This is a genomic window from Pseudochrobactrum saccharolyticum (assembly GCF_008801715.1).
In the GTDB taxonomy this organism is placed as follows: Bacteria; Pseudomonadota; Alphaproteobacteria; order Rhizobiales; family Rhizobiaceae; genus Pseudochrobactrum; species Pseudochrobactrum saccharolyticum.
In genome coordinates, this window is sequence record NZ_VZPG01000002.1 from 686,868 (window position 1) to 701,491 (window position 14,624).

Here is a 14,624-nt window from a genome sequence, read left to right on the forward strand (position 1 = left end):
GAGGTCAATCCCATTCGAGGGCTCCCTTCTTCCATTCATAAATGAAGCCGATGGTGAGCACACCAAGGAAGACCATCATGGACCAGAAACCAAACATGCCAATTTCACCGAAGGACACAGCCCACGGGAACAGGAATGCAACTTCGAGGTCGAAGATGATGAAAAGAATGGATACCAGATAGAAACGCACGTCGAATTTCATGCGCGCATCGTCAAATGCGTTAAATCCGCACTCATAGGCGGACAGTTTTTCTGGATCCGGCTGTCTGTACGCGACCAGGAACGGCGCTACCAGCAACGCAATTCCGATCACCATTGCCACGCCAATAAAAATGACGATCGGCAGATAGGAACTTAAAAGCTCGTTCATTACCCTATTTCCGGCTTCAAGATGTAAAGTTGTGCACTACATAAGCCATTTGACGGCTACAGCCATGTGACACATTGCACCTTACAATCAATCTCGCCCAAACAGCTTCAAATGGCGTGCCGTGCGAATACAGTGCTTTGTGTGGGGACGGTTACCGCAGTCAACCCGTTTGCGCAAGCCTTTAAAGCACATGACTGCCCTGCGCTCACACGGATATGATTAATAAAAGCCATCCTGTTAACAACTCCGTGCCGCCCGCGATTTGCGCAGACACCAGCAGTCATTACATCACTATATTACACAAATTTCCGTAAAAATCATTCAGCTCTGATTTGCAGGCTAAAAAGAATCTGTTTCACGCCGCAAGGCGAGTCGCCCCTCACCTCATGCGGCGTACTTAACAAAATGCACAATCAGCCTGCAGGTGAATCAATGTATTTTAAAACCTGATATTTTTTTGATTTATTTTTATGGGAAATGCCAATGCACACACCACTTGGCGTGAGTGCAGAATTATTCACCCTGACCGCCGCAGTCCTGTCCGCAACCACCGGGATATTTGCCTATATTCTGATGGACGGCAGCGGAACACCGACAATTATCGAAATCATCGCCGTCAGATTCCTGTTCATCAGCCTGATCGCATTCGCCACCATCCCACGGAAACCGACGAAACCACTTCAGCAGCCCTGTTGCCAAAATTGAAAAACAGGCAGCAATCCCCGCCCCTGCGGATATGCATTATAATAGATAGATCATAGAAAAGGATAATTGGCGGGGTGCGCCACTTTCTCTGAACTGTATTTTAAAGAAGAGAAAGTGGCGCGAGTGACGGGGCTCGAACCCGCGACCTCCGGCGTGACAGGCCGGCACTCTAACCAACTGAGCTACACCCGCGCAGTACTTCATGTGCTGAAGTGATTTGGTATGTACCCTGATTCATTTTTAAAATCAAAGGGTTTTCTTACAAATTTTACAAATAAATGAAGAAAATTTGCATTTAAAAACAAATGCTTAAATCGGGACATCAAAGGGAAATATAAAGCAGGCGGGGTGCGCCACTTTCTCATAAACTGTATATTGTAAGAAGAGAAAGTGGCGCGAGTGACGGGGCTCGAACCCGCGACCTCCGGCGTGACAGGCCGGCACTCTAACCAACTGAGCTACACCCGCGCAGTATTTTCAGAGATTATCTGAAAGCCTTAAGCTATTCGCTTGAGGCACCGTGACGTTTCCGTTCGGTATGGGCGCTGTCTAATGTGTTCACTATGAACTGTCAAGCGAGCTTTTGAAAGTTTTTCACCGAAAAGAGGATAAAAATGCGCAAAGCCCGAACAGAGCACTTTATATATATAGGCAGTCCACAAATGACTGATTTTATGCACAGCACTGGATAAAAAGACGAGCCCCCTCGCTCCCTATAAGCATCTGAATTCAAAGAATCATCCGAAACACATGACGGGATGGCATCAGGAATGTGAAGAAACAAAAATTAATTCAAATTTCTGTTTTATTTTTGATTTTTGCTCTTGCGCTTAGTCAAAGAATTCCTTAAACGAGCCTCACAGCCGCTTCAAAGCGAGCGGGCGATTAGCTCAGTTGGTAGAGCGCTTCGTTTACACCGAAGATGTCGGGAGTTCGAGTCTCTCATCGCCCACCATTCATTTCTGAGAAATCAGATGAGTGAATGACAATTATAGATATGTTGTGCTCATATTTATAATTGAAGACTAAAGTCAGCACATACCGCTTTTAGCGAGCGGGCGATTAGCTCAGTTGGTAGAGCGCTTCGTTTACACCGAAGATGTCGGGAGTTCGAGTCTCTCATCGCCCACCATTTCTCCCCTCTTCTGCAAATCAACATTTTGTACCTTACGCTGATTTTCGGCGGAAATTGTTTCATGCAGAATCGCAGTCTCATGGCTGACTAGAGCGGTTTACGCCCAAATTGAATCACAGTGCTCGCTCTAGATTCTTTATTTGGTCGCATTATCACGGGCGTCAAGTTGATCCAACTTGACTGTGAAATGCTCTATCCTCACATCTTCCTTTCTGCACTTCTTCTCCGCCTCATTTAAGAATCGCCTGCCCGCTCCAGCCGCTTTTGTAAAGAAAAGAATCTGCCCGGAAACAGCAAAGATTCCGCCCCAAAACCGCTCATATCTTATATGCTGCAGTTAAGAATCAAGCTGAGCGGTGGCAGCACGCCTGCCGACCCTGCTGATGCCCTTTTGGCACATCTCCACATATTAATTCAGCCCTGTGTATAGCGGGTAAAATTATCAGAGAGACACCATAGGTATTGACGAAAAATTCATAACATATACCATATATAGTGTCTTGAGCGGTTCTTCGATTCTGCAAACCGCAGCTTCGTAACTACGCTCAAAACGGCTTTATCAGGCACAATGAAACCGGCGATACGCAATGCGATCCGGGATAGTTGCGTCGAAATTTTTGCCGGTTCTCGGGAGGTAACTCCTTTCCGGCGGAGAATCGGAACTTGTTGTTATCAACAGGCTCCGGGAATGTTGAAGACGGAAGAAATGTGATCCGTTGCGCCGGTGTTGTTTTCAGTATCGCAGGCACACAGATCACAGTTCAGCAAGGCAACAGGAATCAGGTTATGCGCAAGGTCAGAGCTGCTTTTCAGGAATCGGAAAACAAACAGATGTCTGCATCTGTCGTTCAGAAACCTGTTTCAGCAGATTTGTCAGCGGTCAGAGCGAATCTTCGCCCGATGGCTTTATACGACCATCTCTGATGACGCATCCGGCTCCTCTGTGAGCTGTTCCTTCCAGCCTCTCCCGCCGTCCGTTCCGTTCTTATCAGTTTAAGCAAGTTCAGCATGCGTTTTGCGGAATAGCCGCAGTTTGTGCAGCAGATTTAAAGGTGCGCTTTGCACCTGAAAGGCCTCCGCCCTCTCGTTTCAAAAGCGGCGGAACCACAATGCTCGGATTTATCACCGCCGGTGCGTCTCTGGATGAACCATACCGGTGAGGAATACAGGGAAGCGTAAACAAGAAGTTCTTTGAGGGCACAACGCTCCGGAGAACGAAGAATCCCGCACCGCAAGGTGCAAAAAGAGAAGAGCACCGTCAGGTGCATATACAAGAAGGCACCGCAAGGTGCAGACCAATGAGGCCCTGCCAAGGGAAACTGTAGCCCCCGCTACAATGTCCGCTGACTATTCTCTCCGGAATAATCAACAGGCATATAACGCATATCAGTCTCTGAAAAATATCAGGGCGATCAAGAAACGAGGAATCCGATGTCCATTACTGTTTACAGCAAGCCAGCCTGCGTTCAGTGCACCGCCACCTATCGCGCTCTGGAACGTCAGGGAATCGATTTCAACATCATTGATATTTCTGCTGATGCAGAAGGCTACGACACAGTTAAACGTCTCGGTTATATGCAGGTTCCGGTTGTTGTTGCCGGTGACACACATTGGGCAGGCTTCCGCCCTGACATGATCAGCGCGCTGGCTTAATTATAATGGCCTGAGCGTTCCGGTTTGACTGTCATATCCGGACAATCTGCCTGACTGTTCGATCTGGCCGGTAATTCTCTGCCCGTCTTTCGCTTTGCAAGACGGGCAGAAACCGGAACCAGAAACGGCATTTCAGGCAAATCACAAAAGCTATGCCCTCTTCCTGTATAATGCACAGCATTGGCTGCAAAGCCGGACTGGTGCCACTATATATAGAGGGTCTTTGTTTGACTTCAGTGTCTCACTGGAGATTTAACATGAGGAAGTGGCTATGAGCATGCTCGTCTATTTTTCAAGCGGCACGCAAAATACGCATCGCTTTGTCACAAAAACCGGACTGCCTGCTCTGCGTATTCCGTGCAGCATGAAGGCCGATCTTTTACAGGTGACACAACCTTTTGTGCTGGTTGTCGCAACCTATGCCGGCGGGGACGGACGCGGTGCTGTTCCCAAACCTGTGATCCGTTTTCTGAATGACAGTGCCAACCGTTCCTTTATTCGCGGTGTGATTGCCGGTGGCAACCGTAATTTCGGTGCAACCTATTGTCTTGCCGGCAATGTCATATCCGAGAAATGTCAGGTGCCGTTTCTGTATCGCTATGAACTGGCCGGAACGGATGATGACGTTATCAATGTGCGGAATGGTCTGCGCAAATTCTGGCAGGCAGACCTCGCTGCCTGACTTCTGACCCCATACAGGGTTCAACAACGAAATTAAATTGCTGTCCGCTTTCTCAAACGAAAAGCCGGATCAGTATTGTGAACAGATGTGAAAGCGAAGCCGGTCTTTGTTTTGCACATACCGACAAATAAATTGGCCAACACATATTGGCCGAAAAATGAATTGGAAAAACTGTGGCGACTCTTGAGCTTGAACGGACAGAAAAGAACAACACCAACAGTTCAAACAACGGGAGTTCTAAAAAGGACACTCCGGCAATGGACTATCATGCGCTGAATGCCATGCTGAACCTGTTCGGTCCGAATGGTGAGATCCAGTTTGATATGGATCGCAAGGCCGTTCGCCAGTATTTTCTCCAGCATGTGAACCAGAACACGGTTTTCTTCCACAATCTGGAAGAGAAGCTCGATTATCTGGTGACCCAGAATTATTACGAAAAAGAAGTGCTGGATCTGTATTCTTTTGAATTCGTCCAGAATCTCTTCAATCTCGCGTATAAAAAGAAGTTCCGCTTTCCGACCTTCCTCGGCGCGTTCAAATATTACACCAGCTATACGCTGAAGACTTTTGACGGTCTGCGCTATCTGGAACGTTATGAAGACCGCGTTTGCATGGTTGCGCTGGCGCTTGCCGATGGTGACGAGGCTCTGGCGATCTCGATCATGGAAGAAGTGCTGTCCGGACGTTTCCAGCCTGCGACACCGACCTTCCTCAATGCCGGTAAAAAACAGCGCGGCGAGCTGGTTTCCTGCTTCCTGCTGCGCATGGAAGACAATATGGAATCGATCGGCCGTTCGATCAATTCCGCGCTGCAGCTTTCCAAGCGCGGTGGTGGTGTGGCCTTCTCGCTCACCAATATCCGTGAGCATGGCGCGCCGATCAAAATGATCGAGAATCAGTCTTCCGGTATTATTCCGATCATGAAGCTGCTCGAAGATGCATTCTCCTATGCGAACCAGCTCGGTGCACGTCAGGGTGCCGGTGCGGTTTATCTGAATGCCCACCATCCGGACATTATGCGCTTCCTCGACACCAAGCGCGAAAATGCCGATGAAAAAATCCGCATTAAAACCCTATCGCTCGGCGTGGTGATTCCGGATATCACCTTTGAACTGGCGAAGAATGACGAGGATATGTATCTGTTCTCGCCATATGATGTGGAACGCGTTTACGGTGTACCTTTCACGGAAATTTCCGTGAGCGATAAATATCGCGAAATGGTTGATGACGGCCGTATCCGCAAGCAGAAGATCAAGGCACGCGCCTTCTTCCAGACACTGGCGGAAATTCAGTTTGAATCCGGCTATCCGTATATCATGTTCGAAGACACCGTGAATGCAGCCAATCCGATTGCCGGCCGCATCACCATGAGCAATCTCTGCTCGGAAATTCTTCAGGTCAGCGAAGCCAGCACCTATAAAGACGATCTGAATTACGAACATATCGGCAAGGATATTTCCTGTAACCTCGGCTCGCTCAATATTGCGATGACCATGGACTCACCGGATTTCGGCAAGACTGTTGAAACGTCGATCCGTGCGCTGACCGCTGTTTCGGATATGAGCAAGATCAATTCCGTGCCATCGATTGCCCGCGGCAATGATGAATCACACGCGATCGGTCTGGGTCAGATGAACCTGCACGGCTATCTGGCACGTGAACGCATTTTCTACGGTTCTGAAGAAGGTGTGGATTTCACCAATATCTATTTCTACACCGTGACCTATCACGCGATTAAAGCGTCCAACCGCATTGCGATGGATCGCAAGTCGAGCTTTGTCGGCTTTGAAGATTCAAAATATGCCGACGGCACTTTCTTCGACAAATATACTGACAAGGTCTGGGAACCGGAAACTGCCCGCGTTCGTGAACTGTTTGAAACAGCAGGTGTTACGATCCCGACACAGGCGGACTGGGAAGAACTGCGCAAATCTGTGATGGCGCATGGTATGTATAACCGTAACCTTCAGGCTGTTCCGCCGACAGGTTCGATTTCCTACATCAACAATTCGACCTCTTCGATTCATCCGATTGCGTCCAAGATTGAAATCCGCAAGGAAGGTAAGATCGGCCGCGTATATTACCCTGCCCCGTTCATGAGTAATGATAATCTCGATTATTATCAGGATGCCTATGAGATCGGTGCCGAGAAGATCATAGATACCTATGCAGCAGCGACGCAGCATGTGGATCAGGGTCTGTCGCTCACGCTGTTCTTCCGCGATACCGCAACAACACGCGATATCAACAAGGCGCAGATCTATGCATGGCGCAAGGGAATCAAGACAATCTACTATATCCGCCTGCGCCAGATGGCTCTGGAAGGCACACAGGTAGAAGGCTGCGTTTCCTGCACCCTGTAAACCCTATCCTTTTATATAAAACCGTCTGCCGCAGTGCAGACGGTTCATCCGAACAGATCAGAGCACGTTATGAACGCCCAACCTAAACTCGTCTGCGCCACAAAGGCTGTTAACTGGAACCGTATCGAGGATGATAAAGATCTCGAAGTATGGAACCGTCTGACCGGTAATTTCTGGCTGCCGGAAAAAGTTCCGCTGTCCAATGATATTCCGTCCTGGGGCACGCTGACACCGGCAGAAAAAACACTGACCATCCGTGTTTTCACCGGTCTGACACTGCTGGACACCATTCAGAACACTATCGGCTCAATCAGCCTGATGCCGGATGCTGTGACCCCGCATGAAGAAGCTGTATTGTCGAATATCAGCTTCATGGAAGCGGTTCATGCCCGCTCCTATTCCTCGATCTTCTCCACTCTGTGCTCGACACCGGATGTGGATGATGCCTATCGCTGGAGTGAGGAAAACCCGCATCTGCAGCGCAAAGCAGCTCTGATCATCAATGAATATAAATCTGATGATCCGATGAAACGTAAAATCGCCAGTGTTTATCTGGAAAGTTTTCTGTTCTATTCCGGCTTCTATCTGCCAATGTACTGGTCGAGCCGTGCGAAACTGACCAATACTGCCGATCTTATCCGCCTGATTATCCGTGACGAGGCCGTGCACGGCTACTATATCGGCTATAAATATCAGGTGGCTCTGGAAAAAGAGAGCGAAGCCCGCAAGGAGGAGCTGAAAGATTTCGCCTTCTCGATGCTGCTTGATCTCTATGAAGTTGAAACCAAATATACAGAAGCGCTTTATGACGGCACCGGTCTGACCGAAGATGTTAAAAAGTTCCTGCACTATAATGCGAATAAAGCGCTGATGAATCTTGGCTACGAACCGCTGTTCCCGAGCACTGTAACCAATGTTAATCCGGCGATCCTGTCATCGCTTTCACCGAATGCTGATGAGAATCACGACTTCTTCTCCGGTTCCGGCTCCAGCTATGTGATCGGTAAAGCCGTTGCTACAGAAGATGATGACTGGGATTTTTAATTCTTCCGTCAGGAAATAAACGGTTTTTCATTGATATTCCGTCTGCTTTCCGATGATCCGAATATTTATGCCCCTGAGACCAAGCAACGTCTCAGGGGCATTTCTTTTTTAAATCATCATTTAAGATATTGAAAACACAGTCACATTTTAATTTTTGAATATATAAAACACTTCTCGACAGACACAATAAAAGTAATTCATTAAGCAAGTTCAATGCTTAAACTTCATTTACTATGTAATTTAAGCCTTGAAAAACACTCTTCAGGCTATAAGTCGTAACAGGTCAGCAAGACCATAACGAAAAGAACTATCTGGAGTTAAGGCAATGAAAGCAATTTTTAAGCGCTTCCGCAAAAATGAAGACGGTGCAACTGCAATCGAATACGGCCTGATTGCAGCGCTCGTTTCGATCATGATTATTGGCGGTCTTACAGCACTGGGCACCAATTTGGGTGATTTATTCCAGCGTCTGGCTGACCTGATGGCAGGTACTGCAACACCACCATCCGGTGGCTAATAATTCCTAAGTAAAAATATTCATAAGGCGCCCGATTTATAATCGGGCGCTATTATTTTTATAGCCCAAAAAATGTTGTGATTACTCATATTCATTGCACTCGCTGCGTTCTTAAATAGTCACATGCTCACGATTTTTAAATGAGCCCATCTGGCAGAATATGCTTATAGATGATTGAATGTTGCTTTGGCCAAGTAAACACTATCTATTTAGCCATGCCGCGCTTTGTCACGCTGCATTTTCTCATAATCTGCCTTTATAGTCGCATAGCAAATTCTCTTTTAATGCCAATGCGATGAAAGCCTGATGAGTCATTTCCCAAGCGCCCCTGTAAAACCTGATTATCTTCATTTCGATCCTGCCACCCGCCACGTGCGGATTGATCCGCATCAACCGGAATTTGTACAGAATCCCTATGCGGCTTACGCATGGCTGCATCACAATGCGCGGGTATTTTTCTGGGAAGATTACGGTTTCTGGTGCTTTGCCGGTTACGACGATATCAACAAGCTGTTCCGCGACCGCCGTTTTGGGCGTGAAGAGCCGGGCGGTTATCGTGCCAATGCAATCAATCGCGAACATCTCAAAGATTTCGACGGTGTTGAGCGCCACTCCATGCTCGAGATTGAGCCGCCGGTACATACCCGCCTGCGCACCCTCGTCAATCGCGCTTTTGTGTCCCGTCAGGTCGAGCGCCTGCGCCCGCGTATCGAAAAACTTGCCAATGAGCTGATTGACGGTTTTGAGCATCAGGGCCATGTTGATCTGATGCCGGCTTTCGCCACCCCTATTCCGGTGGTGGTGATTGCGGAGATGCTGGGTGTGCCGACAGACAATGCCCCGCAGCTGCTCGACTGGTCGCATCGCATGGTCAATATGTATATGCACAATGCCACCCGTGAAGTGGAAGACAGTGCTAATCAGGCGGCTAAAGAATTCTCCGACTATTTGCGCGACTATGCTGCCCAGCGCCGCAAAAATCCGGGTGATGACCTGCTAAGCCTGCTGCTTGCCGCTGAGGAAAATGGTGCCAAGCTCTCGGAAGATGAGCTGATTACCACTTGTATCCTTCTGCTCAATGCCGGCCATGAAGCAACGGTCAACCAGACCGGTAATGCGGTTAAGAGCATTCTGCAAAGCGGTCTGGATCATCGCACCCTGTTTGCAACGCCGGAATCAACCGCTGCCACGGTCGAGGAAAGCCTGCGCTTTGATGCACCGCTGCATATGTTCACCCGCTATGCCTATAATGAGACTGAAATTGCCGAAGGCGTAACGCTCAAAGCCGGTGAGCAGCTTGGTCTGTTGCTTGGTTCCGGTAACCGCGATTATCAGGCTTTTGAGCAGCCGGATCGTTTCTGGCCGGAGCGTCCGGATCAGAAGAACGTCTCCTTCGGAGCGGGTATTCATTTCTGTATCGGCGCACCGCTGGCTCGTCTGGAAATGCAGGTTTCACTGGCAACATTGTTCAAACGTCTGCCAAATATCCGCTTTGCAGAACCGCCGCTCTATGGCGACACCTATCATTTCCACGGCATGCAAAGCCTGAAACTGGAATGGTAAAAACAAAAACGCCGCGTCCTATGGAACGCGGCGTTTTCTATTTCAGACAATATAAGTTTAAAGCTTTATCACATAGGTTTTACGAGTCGTTTCAATCACTTCCCACGTGCCTTTAAAGCCCGGTCTGATGATGAAACTATTGCCTGCTCGCAAAGTGACCGGCTCTTTGCCCTCTTCGGTCAGCACAGACTCACCGCTGATCAGCTGGAAGAACTCCCACTCATCATAAGCGACATGCCATTTACCAACCGTCGACTCCCAGATACCGGCATAAAGCCCGTCTGAGGTCTCCTCCGCATTCCATGTTCTGAACTGCGGATCACCAAAAATGATACGCCCTTCTGCGGGCGCACCAATTTCCGGTTCAGACTCTGTATTGACTGGCAGCAACAGCGACTTCATCAGGCGATCTTTGCCAAAGCCTGTTCAAGATCAGCAATAATATCGTCAGCATCTTCAATACCGATCGACAAACGCACCACTTCAGGACCTGCACCGGCAGCAACTTTCTGCTCATCCGTCAGCTGGCGATGCGTCGTGGATGCCGGATGAATAACCAGCGAGCGCGTATCACCGATATTGGCCAGCAGTGAGAACAGTTCCAGCGAGTTCGCAAAAGTCTTACCGGCTTCATAACCGCCCTTCAGACCGAAGGTGAAAACAGCGCCGCCACCCTTAGGCGAATATTTCTGCTGCAAAGCATGATATTTGTCGGTCGGCAGGCCGGCATAACGCACCCATGAAACTTTCTCGTGCTTTTCCAGCCATTTCGCTACTTTCAGCGCATTGTCGCAATGGCGCTGCATACGCAGCGGCAGAGTTTCAATACCGGCCAGAATCTGGAACGAGTTGAAAGGAGAAATCGCCGGACCAAAGTCACGCAAACCGAGTGTGCGTGCTGCAATGGCAAAAGCAATATTGCCGAAAGTTTTGTGTAGTTCCGCACCGGCATATTCAGGACGCGGCTCGCTCAGCATCGGATAATTGCCGGATTTCGACCAGTCGAATGTACCGCCATCGACCAGAATACCGCCCATGGAATTGCCGTGACCGCCAATGAATTTAGTCAGCGAGTGCACAACAATATCTGCGCCATGTTCGATCGGACGGATCAGATATGGCGATGCCATTGTATTATCAACGATCAGCGGCAGACCGTGCTTATGCGCGATTTCCGCAATCGCTGCGATATCAACAACGATACCGCCCGGATTGGCCAGACTTTCAACAAAGATCGCACGGGTTTTGTCATCGATCTGTTTCTCGAAGCTGGAAACATCGTCCACATCACCCCAGCGCACTTCCCATCCGAAAGACTTGAAAGCATTACCGAACTGGTTGATCGAACCGCCATAAAGCTTGTTTGCAGCGATGAAATTATCACCGGTGCGCAGCAGATTATGGAAAACCAGCAGCTGGGCAGCATGACCGGATGCAGTCGCAACGGCAGCTGTACCGCCTTCAAGCGCTGCAACGCGCTCTTCCAGTACGGCTGTGGTCGGGTTGGTCAGACGGGTATAGATATTGCCGAATGCCTGCAGGCCGAACAAAGCGGCAGCATGATCCACATCATCAAAAACATAAGATGCGGTCTGATAAATCGGCGTGGTGCGGGCACCGGTGGTCGGATCCGGTTTTGCGCCTGCATGAATAGCAAGTGTATCAAAACCCGGGCTGCGCTTAGACATTCTCTACTCCCCAAAATAAACAATTTGGGTCAGGTTAGAATTTTACTCCCGCACAAGCAAAGAAAAAGATTCCGCTTATCACTATAATACACGCAAACTATTATCTTTTTCCGCAGGCACATCTATAAATTACCCGCAGATTTACATTGCGGCAAAACAGAAATTTTGAACCGCAATGTCACATAAAGCTAAAATCAGGCGCCGATCAGACGCTGATGCTGCTGTTTGGTGCACATATTTGTCACCACCTTTATTCCGGCAGCGCGGGCTTTGGCCTCAGCCTCTTCATGAGTGATTTCAAGCTGCAACCACAAAACATCCGGCTGTGTTTTCAGTGCCAGAATTTCATCGACAATTGCAGGTACGGCATTGGAAGCGCGGAAGACATCGACAATATCAATCTTCTCCGGAATATCGGAGAGCGAGGCATAAACTGTCTGCCCCAATATCTGCTTCCCCGCCTGCCCCGGATTAACCGGAATAACTTTATAACCATGCTCCAGCAGATATTTCATCACACCAAAGCTTGGACGATCCTCATTCGGAGAAGCGCCGACCAGCGCGATCACATGCTTGGTTTGCAGGATAGATCTGACTTCCGTTTCATTCATGGCATTCTCCGTTTTCATGCTGCTATGCATCACATTGTGCAGAAGATATAATCTAGGCATAAAATGCGGGCAATTGAAGTGATGCGGCAGGCCGGACGGAAATATAGAGTAAAAATCACCGGATTTTTATAGGGTAACATAATACCGCAATTTTAACACATTGATTTTAAAAGATAATTACAAGTATATGCAAATTCAACACACTTGACGCCCACTCACAGGCACTGTATTGGACAGCCAGAAAGCGTGCATCTGTCAAAGATGAGCGGTTTTCATTTGTTACGCGCAGATTTCTGCCGCAACACAAGCAACAAAAAAAGCCTTGCTCCAGTCTCTGTTGCAAGGATTATTTCCAAGGATAACTTCAATGGCAACTTTTTCCCAGAAGCCAGCAGAAGTGGTGAAGAAGTGGATCCTGATCGACGCTGAAGGCGTTGTTCTCGGTCGTCTCGCTTCTCAGGTCGCCAACATTCTGCGCGGTAAGAACAAACCAACCTTTACTCCACACGTTGACGACGGTGACAATGTCATCATCATCAATGCTGACAAGGTTGTTCTGACCGGCAAGAAGTACACCGACAAGGTTTACTACTGGCACACTGGCCACCCAGGCGGTATTAAAGAACGTACAGCTCGTCAGATCCTCGAAGGCCGTTTCCCGGAACGCGTCGTTGAGAAGGCGATTGAACGTATGGTTCCGCGCGGTCCGCTCGGCCGTCGTCAGATGAAAAACCTGCGCGTTTATGCAGGCGCTGACCACCAGCACGAAGCACAGCAGCCAGAAGTCCTCGACATCGGCGCTTTGAACAGCAAAAATAAGAGGAACGCATAATGGCTGAGCAGCTCAACTCGCTCGAAGAACTTGGCACAGTTGCAGCAGCTGCTGCTCCTGAAGCTCCTGTTCACGTTAAAAAAGTCGACGCTCTCGGACGTTCTTATGCGACCGGTAAGCGTAAAGATGCGATTGCACGCGTTTGGGTAAAGCCAGGCACAGGCAAAATCATCGTGAACGGCAAAGAGTTCAACGCATATTTTGCTCGTCCGGTTCTGCAGATGGTTCTGCAGCAGCCAATCGTTGCAACAAACCGCACTGGTCAGTTTGACATTATTGCGACTGTTGCCGGCGGTGGTCTGTCCGGTCAGGCTGGTGCGGTTCGTCACGGCATTTCAAAAGCCCTGACCTACTACGAACCAGCTCTGCGCGCAGTCCTCAAGAAGGGCGGCTTCCTGACACGCGATAGCCGTGTTGTAGAACGTAAGAAATACGGTAAGGCGAAAGCCCGTCGTAGCTTCCAGTTCTCCAAGCGCTAATCGCGCTCTGGGGCTTAGTTCTCCAAGCGCTAATATCTTTAGCACTTCCAATATTAAGAAAGCGGATCTTCGGATCCGCTTTTTTATTTCATGCGACAGCATAGCCGCTGTCTCCTGCGTCTTGTGTCTCTTATGTTCGACATCATCAAGCCGCAGGATTCTGTTTCATGCACAATCGCTCTCCTTTCGCCACACTTCCCGCTGCACCTTATTACATCGTTGCTTTTTCATCGCAGCGCACGACAGATGATGACACGGGCTATGGCGAAATGGCCGGTCAGATGGTTGAACTAGCGGAAAAGCAGGACGGGTTTCTCGGCATTGAAAGCGTGCGGGATGCAAGTGGCTTCGGCATTACCAACTCCTACTGGCGCGATGAAGAAAGCATTCGCAACTGGAAGCGCAATGTCGACCATCTGGCAGCGCAGAAACAGGGACGCGCAGCATGGTATGAAACCTATGCTTTACGGATTGCCCGCGTTGAACGCGCCTATGGCTTCAATACGCACGGGACACAAGCCCGATGACAGCCAATCGTTTTACGTTCCGGCGTCTGGACTTGCAGGATATGGCGCAGGCTTCCCGCATCCACCGGGCGGCCTTCGACAATAGCCTGCCATGGCTGAAAGGCTTGCATACACCGCAAGAAGATCAATGGTTTTATGAAAACTGCGTTTTTGAACAATGCGAGGTCTGGGCAGCATTTTCCCCTGATATGGCTGGTATTATTGCCTTTAAAACAGGCTGGATTGAGCAACTCTATATTCTGCCGGATTTTCAGGGGCACGGTATTGGCAGTGCTTTACTCAGACAGGCACAAACAACATTTCCGCATCTGCAATTATGGACATTTCAGCGAAATATTCAGGCACAGCAATTCTATGAGAAACACGGTTTTATCGCGATTGGTAAAACCGACGGCAGCGGCAATGAAGAAAAAGAACCGGATATGCTCTATGAATGGCGCAGAGCCGGTTCCTGA

15 protein-coding genes and 4 tRNA genes are annotated in these 14,624 nt (G+C 49.0%); 13 read left to right on the forward strand and 6 right to left on the reverse strand.

Annotation, left to right across the window (positions count from 1 at the left end; genetic code table 11):
- Window positions 1–4: 4 nt before the first annotated feature.
- Window positions 5–370 (reverse strand): NADH-quinone oxidoreductase subunit A, encoded by a 366-nt coding sequence (locus tag F7P81_RS09710; RefSeq protein ID WP_022711745.1) that lies wholly within the window; start codon window positions 368–370, stop codon window positions 5–7.
- A 483-nt stretch (window positions 371–853) separates the two neighbouring features.
- On the opposite strand from F7P81_RS09710, the gene F7P81_RS09715 reads away from it, so the two are divergent.
- A complete protein-coding gene (locus F7P81_RS09715; RefSeq protein ID WP_151159308.1) occupies window positions 854–1,075 on the forward strand; it encodes a hypothetical protein in 222 nt (73 codons plus the stop codon).
- A gap of 115 nt (window positions 1,076–1,190) precedes the next feature.
- Here the strand turns inward: F7P81_RS09715 and F7P81_RS09720 are convergent.
- Together F7P81_RS09720 and F7P81_RS09725 are read right to left on the reverse strand one after the other, a co-directional pair.
- Window positions 1,191–1,267: transfer RNA gene (locus tag F7P81_RS09720), tRNA-Asp, on the reverse strand.
- A 199-nt stretch (window positions 1,268–1,466) separates the two neighbouring features.
- Window positions 1,467–1,543, reverse strand: a tRNA-Asp gene (locus F7P81_RS09725).
- A 411-nt stretch (window positions 1,544–1,954) separates the two neighbouring features.
- Here F7P81_RS09725 and F7P81_RS09730 point away from each other — a divergent pair.
- The 8 genes from F7P81_RS09730 to F7P81_RS09765 all read left to right on the forward strand — a co-directional run bounded on the left by F7P81_RS09730 (window position 1,955) and on the right by F7P81_RS09765 (window position 10,032).
- A tRNA-Val gene (locus tag F7P81_RS09730) sits at window positions 1,955–2,030 on the forward strand.
- 101 nt (window positions 2,031–2,131) lie between these two features.
- Window positions 2,132–2,207: transfer RNA gene (locus tag F7P81_RS09735), tRNA-Val, on the forward strand.
- Window positions 2,208–3,641: 1,434 nt separating this feature from the next.
- Window positions 3,642–3,863, forward strand: a complete 222-nt coding sequence (nrdH, locus tag F7P81_RS09740; RefSeq protein WP_022710815.1) for a glutaredoxin-like protein NrdH — start codon at window positions 3,642–3,644, stop codon at window positions 3,861–3,863.
- 271 nt (window positions 3,864–4,134) lie between these two features.
- Window positions 4,135–4,545, forward strand: a complete 411-nt coding sequence (gene nrdI, locus F7P81_RS09745; protein WP_022710813.1) for a class Ib ribonucleoside-diphosphate reductase assembly flavoprotein NrdI — start codon at window positions 4,135–4,137, stop codon at window positions 4,543–4,545.
- A gap of 257 nt (window positions 4,546–4,802) precedes the next feature.
- A complete protein-coding gene (gene nrdE, locus F7P81_RS09750; protein WP_116088138.1) occupies window positions 4,803–6,908 on the forward strand; it encodes a class 1b ribonucleoside-diphosphate reductase subunit alpha in 2,106 nt (701 codons plus the stop codon).
- Window positions 6,909–6,977: 69 nt separating this feature from the next.
- A complete protein-coding gene (nrdF, locus tag F7P81_RS09755) occupies window positions 6,978–7,952 on the forward strand; it encodes a class 1b ribonucleoside-diphosphate reductase subunit beta (protein ID WP_022710811.1) in 975 nt (324 codons plus the stop codon).
- A 325-nt stretch (window positions 7,953–8,277) separates the two neighbouring features.
- Complete coding sequence (locus tag F7P81_RS09760; protein ID WP_151159309.1) at window positions 8,278–8,469, forward strand: Flp family type IVb pilin; 192 nt, start codon at window positions 8,278–8,280, stop codon at window positions 8,467–8,469.
- Between the two features lie 306 nt (window positions 8,470–8,775).
- The gene (locus F7P81_RS09765) at window positions 8,776–10,032 is read left to right on the forward strand and encodes a cytochrome P450 (protein ID WP_151159310.1); all 1,257 of its coding nucleotides are present in this window, start codon (window positions 8,776–8,778) and stop codon (window positions 10,030–10,032) included.
- 57 nt (window positions 10,033–10,089) lie between these two features.
- Here the strand turns inward: F7P81_RS09765 and F7P81_RS09770 are convergent, their stop codons facing one another.
- The 3 genes from F7P81_RS09770 to F7P81_RS09780 all read right to left on the reverse strand — a co-directional run bounded on the left by F7P81_RS09770 (window position 10,090) and on the right by F7P81_RS09780 (window position 12,331).
- Window positions 10,090–10,434 (reverse strand): cupin domain-containing protein, encoded by a 345-nt coding sequence (locus F7P81_RS09770; RefSeq protein WP_151159311.1) that lies wholly within the window; start codon window positions 10,432–10,434, stop codon window positions 10,090–10,092.
- The gene (locus F7P81_RS09775) at window positions 10,434–11,720 is read right to left on the reverse strand and encodes an O-acetylhomoserine aminocarboxypropyltransferase (RefSeq protein WP_151159312.1); all 1,287 of its coding nucleotides are present in this window, start codon (window positions 11,718–11,720) and stop codon (window positions 10,434–10,436) included. The genes F7P81_RS09770 and F7P81_RS09775 overlap by 1 nt, the downstream gene beginning before the upstream one ends.
- 194 nt (window positions 11,721–11,914) lie before the next feature.
- Window positions 11,915–12,331: a CoA-binding protein gene (locus F7P81_RS09780; RefSeq protein ID WP_225687627.1), complete on the reverse strand. Its 417-nt coding sequence runs from the start codon at window positions 12,329–12,331 to the stop codon at window positions 11,915–11,917.
- A 367-nt stretch (window positions 12,332–12,698) separates the two neighbouring features.
- On the opposite strand from F7P81_RS09780, the gene rplM reads away from it, so the two are divergent.
- The 4 genes from rplM to F7P81_RS09800 all read left to right on the forward strand — a co-directional run bounded on the left by rplM (window position 12,699) and on the right by F7P81_RS09800 (window position 14,624).
- Window positions 12,699–13,163, forward strand: coding sequence for a 50S ribosomal protein L13 (gene rplM / locus F7P81_RS09785; RefSeq protein ID WP_022710805.1), 465 nt, complete (start codon window positions 12,699–12,701; stop codon window positions 13,161–13,163).
- Window positions 13,163–13,642: a 30S ribosomal protein S9 gene (gene rpsI, locus F7P81_RS09790; protein WP_022710804.1), complete on the forward strand. Its 480-nt coding sequence runs from the start codon at window positions 13,163–13,165 to the stop codon at window positions 13,640–13,642. The genes rplM and rpsI overlap by 1 nt, the downstream gene beginning before the upstream one ends.
- A gap of 167 nt (window positions 13,643–13,809) precedes the next feature.
- Complete coding sequence (locus F7P81_RS09795; protein ID WP_151159314.1) at window positions 13,810–14,169, forward strand: antibiotic biosynthesis monooxygenase family protein; 360 nt, start codon at window positions 13,810–13,812, stop codon at window positions 14,167–14,169.
- Window positions 14,166–14,624 (forward strand): GNAT family N-acetyltransferase, encoded by a 459-nt coding sequence (locus F7P81_RS09800; RefSeq protein WP_151159315.1) that lies wholly within the window; start codon window positions 14,166–14,168, stop codon window positions 14,622–14,624. Before F7P81_RS09795 ends, F7P81_RS09800 begins: the two co-directional genes overlap by 4 nt.

Excerpts from the sequence above, each read along its gene's own strand:
- F7P81_RS09710 (WP_022711745.1), bottom strand. The coding sequence starts at position 370 with ATGAACGAGCTTTTAAGTTCCTATCTGCCGATCGTCATTTTTATTGGC.
- F7P81_RS09715 (WP_151159308.1), top strand. The coding sequence starts at position 854 with ATGCACACACCACTTGGCGTGAGTGCAGAATTATTCACCCTGACCGCC.
- nrdH (WP_022710815.1), top strand. The coding sequence starts at position 3,642 with ATGTCCATTACTGTTTACAGCAAGCCAGCCTGCGTTCAGTGCACCGCC.
- nrdI (WP_022710813.1), top strand. The coding sequence starts at position 4,135 with ATGAGCATGCTCGTCTATTTTTCAAGCGGCACGCAAAATACGCATCGC.
- nrdE (WP_116088138.1), top strand. The coding sequence starts at position 4,803 with ATGGACTATCATGCGCTGAATGCCATGCTGAACCTGTTCGGTCCGAAT.
- nrdF (WP_022710811.1), top strand. The coding sequence starts at position 6,978 with ATGAACGCCCAACCTAAACTCGTCTGCGCCACAAAGGCTGTTAACTGG.
- F7P81_RS09760 (WP_151159309.1), top strand. The coding sequence starts at position 8,278 with ATGAAAGCAATTTTTAAGCGCTTCCGCAAAAATGAAGACGGTGCAACT.
- F7P81_RS09765 (WP_151159310.1), top strand. The coding sequence starts at position 8,776 with ATGAGTCATTTCCCAAGCGCCCCTGTAAAACCTGATTATCTTCATTTC.
- F7P81_RS09770 (WP_151159311.1), bottom strand. The coding sequence starts at position 10,434 with ATGAAGTCGCTGTTGCTGCCAGTCAATACAGAGTCTGAACCGGAAATT.
- F7P81_RS09775 (WP_151159312.1), bottom strand. The coding sequence starts at position 11,720 with ATGTCTAAGCGCAGCCCGGGTTTTGATACACTTGCTATTCATGCAGGC.
- F7P81_RS09780 (WP_225687627.1), bottom strand. The coding sequence starts at position 12,331 with ATGAATGAAACGGAAGTCAGATCTATCCTGCAAACCAAGCATGTGATC.
- rplM (WP_022710805.1), top strand. The coding sequence starts at position 12,699 with ATGGCAACTTTTTCCCAGAAGCCAGCAGAAGTGGTGAAGAAGTGGATC.
- rpsI (WP_022710804.1), top strand. The coding sequence starts at position 13,163 with ATGGCTGAGCAGCTCAACTCGCTCGAAGAACTTGGCACAGTTGCAGCA.
- F7P81_RS09795 (WP_151159314.1), top strand. The coding sequence starts at position 13,810 with ATGCACAATCGCTCTCCTTTCGCCACACTTCCCGCTGCACCTTATTAC.
- F7P81_RS09800 (WP_151159315.1), top strand. The coding sequence starts at position 14,166 with ATGACAGCCAATCGTTTTACGTTCCGGCGTCTGGACTTGCAGGATATG.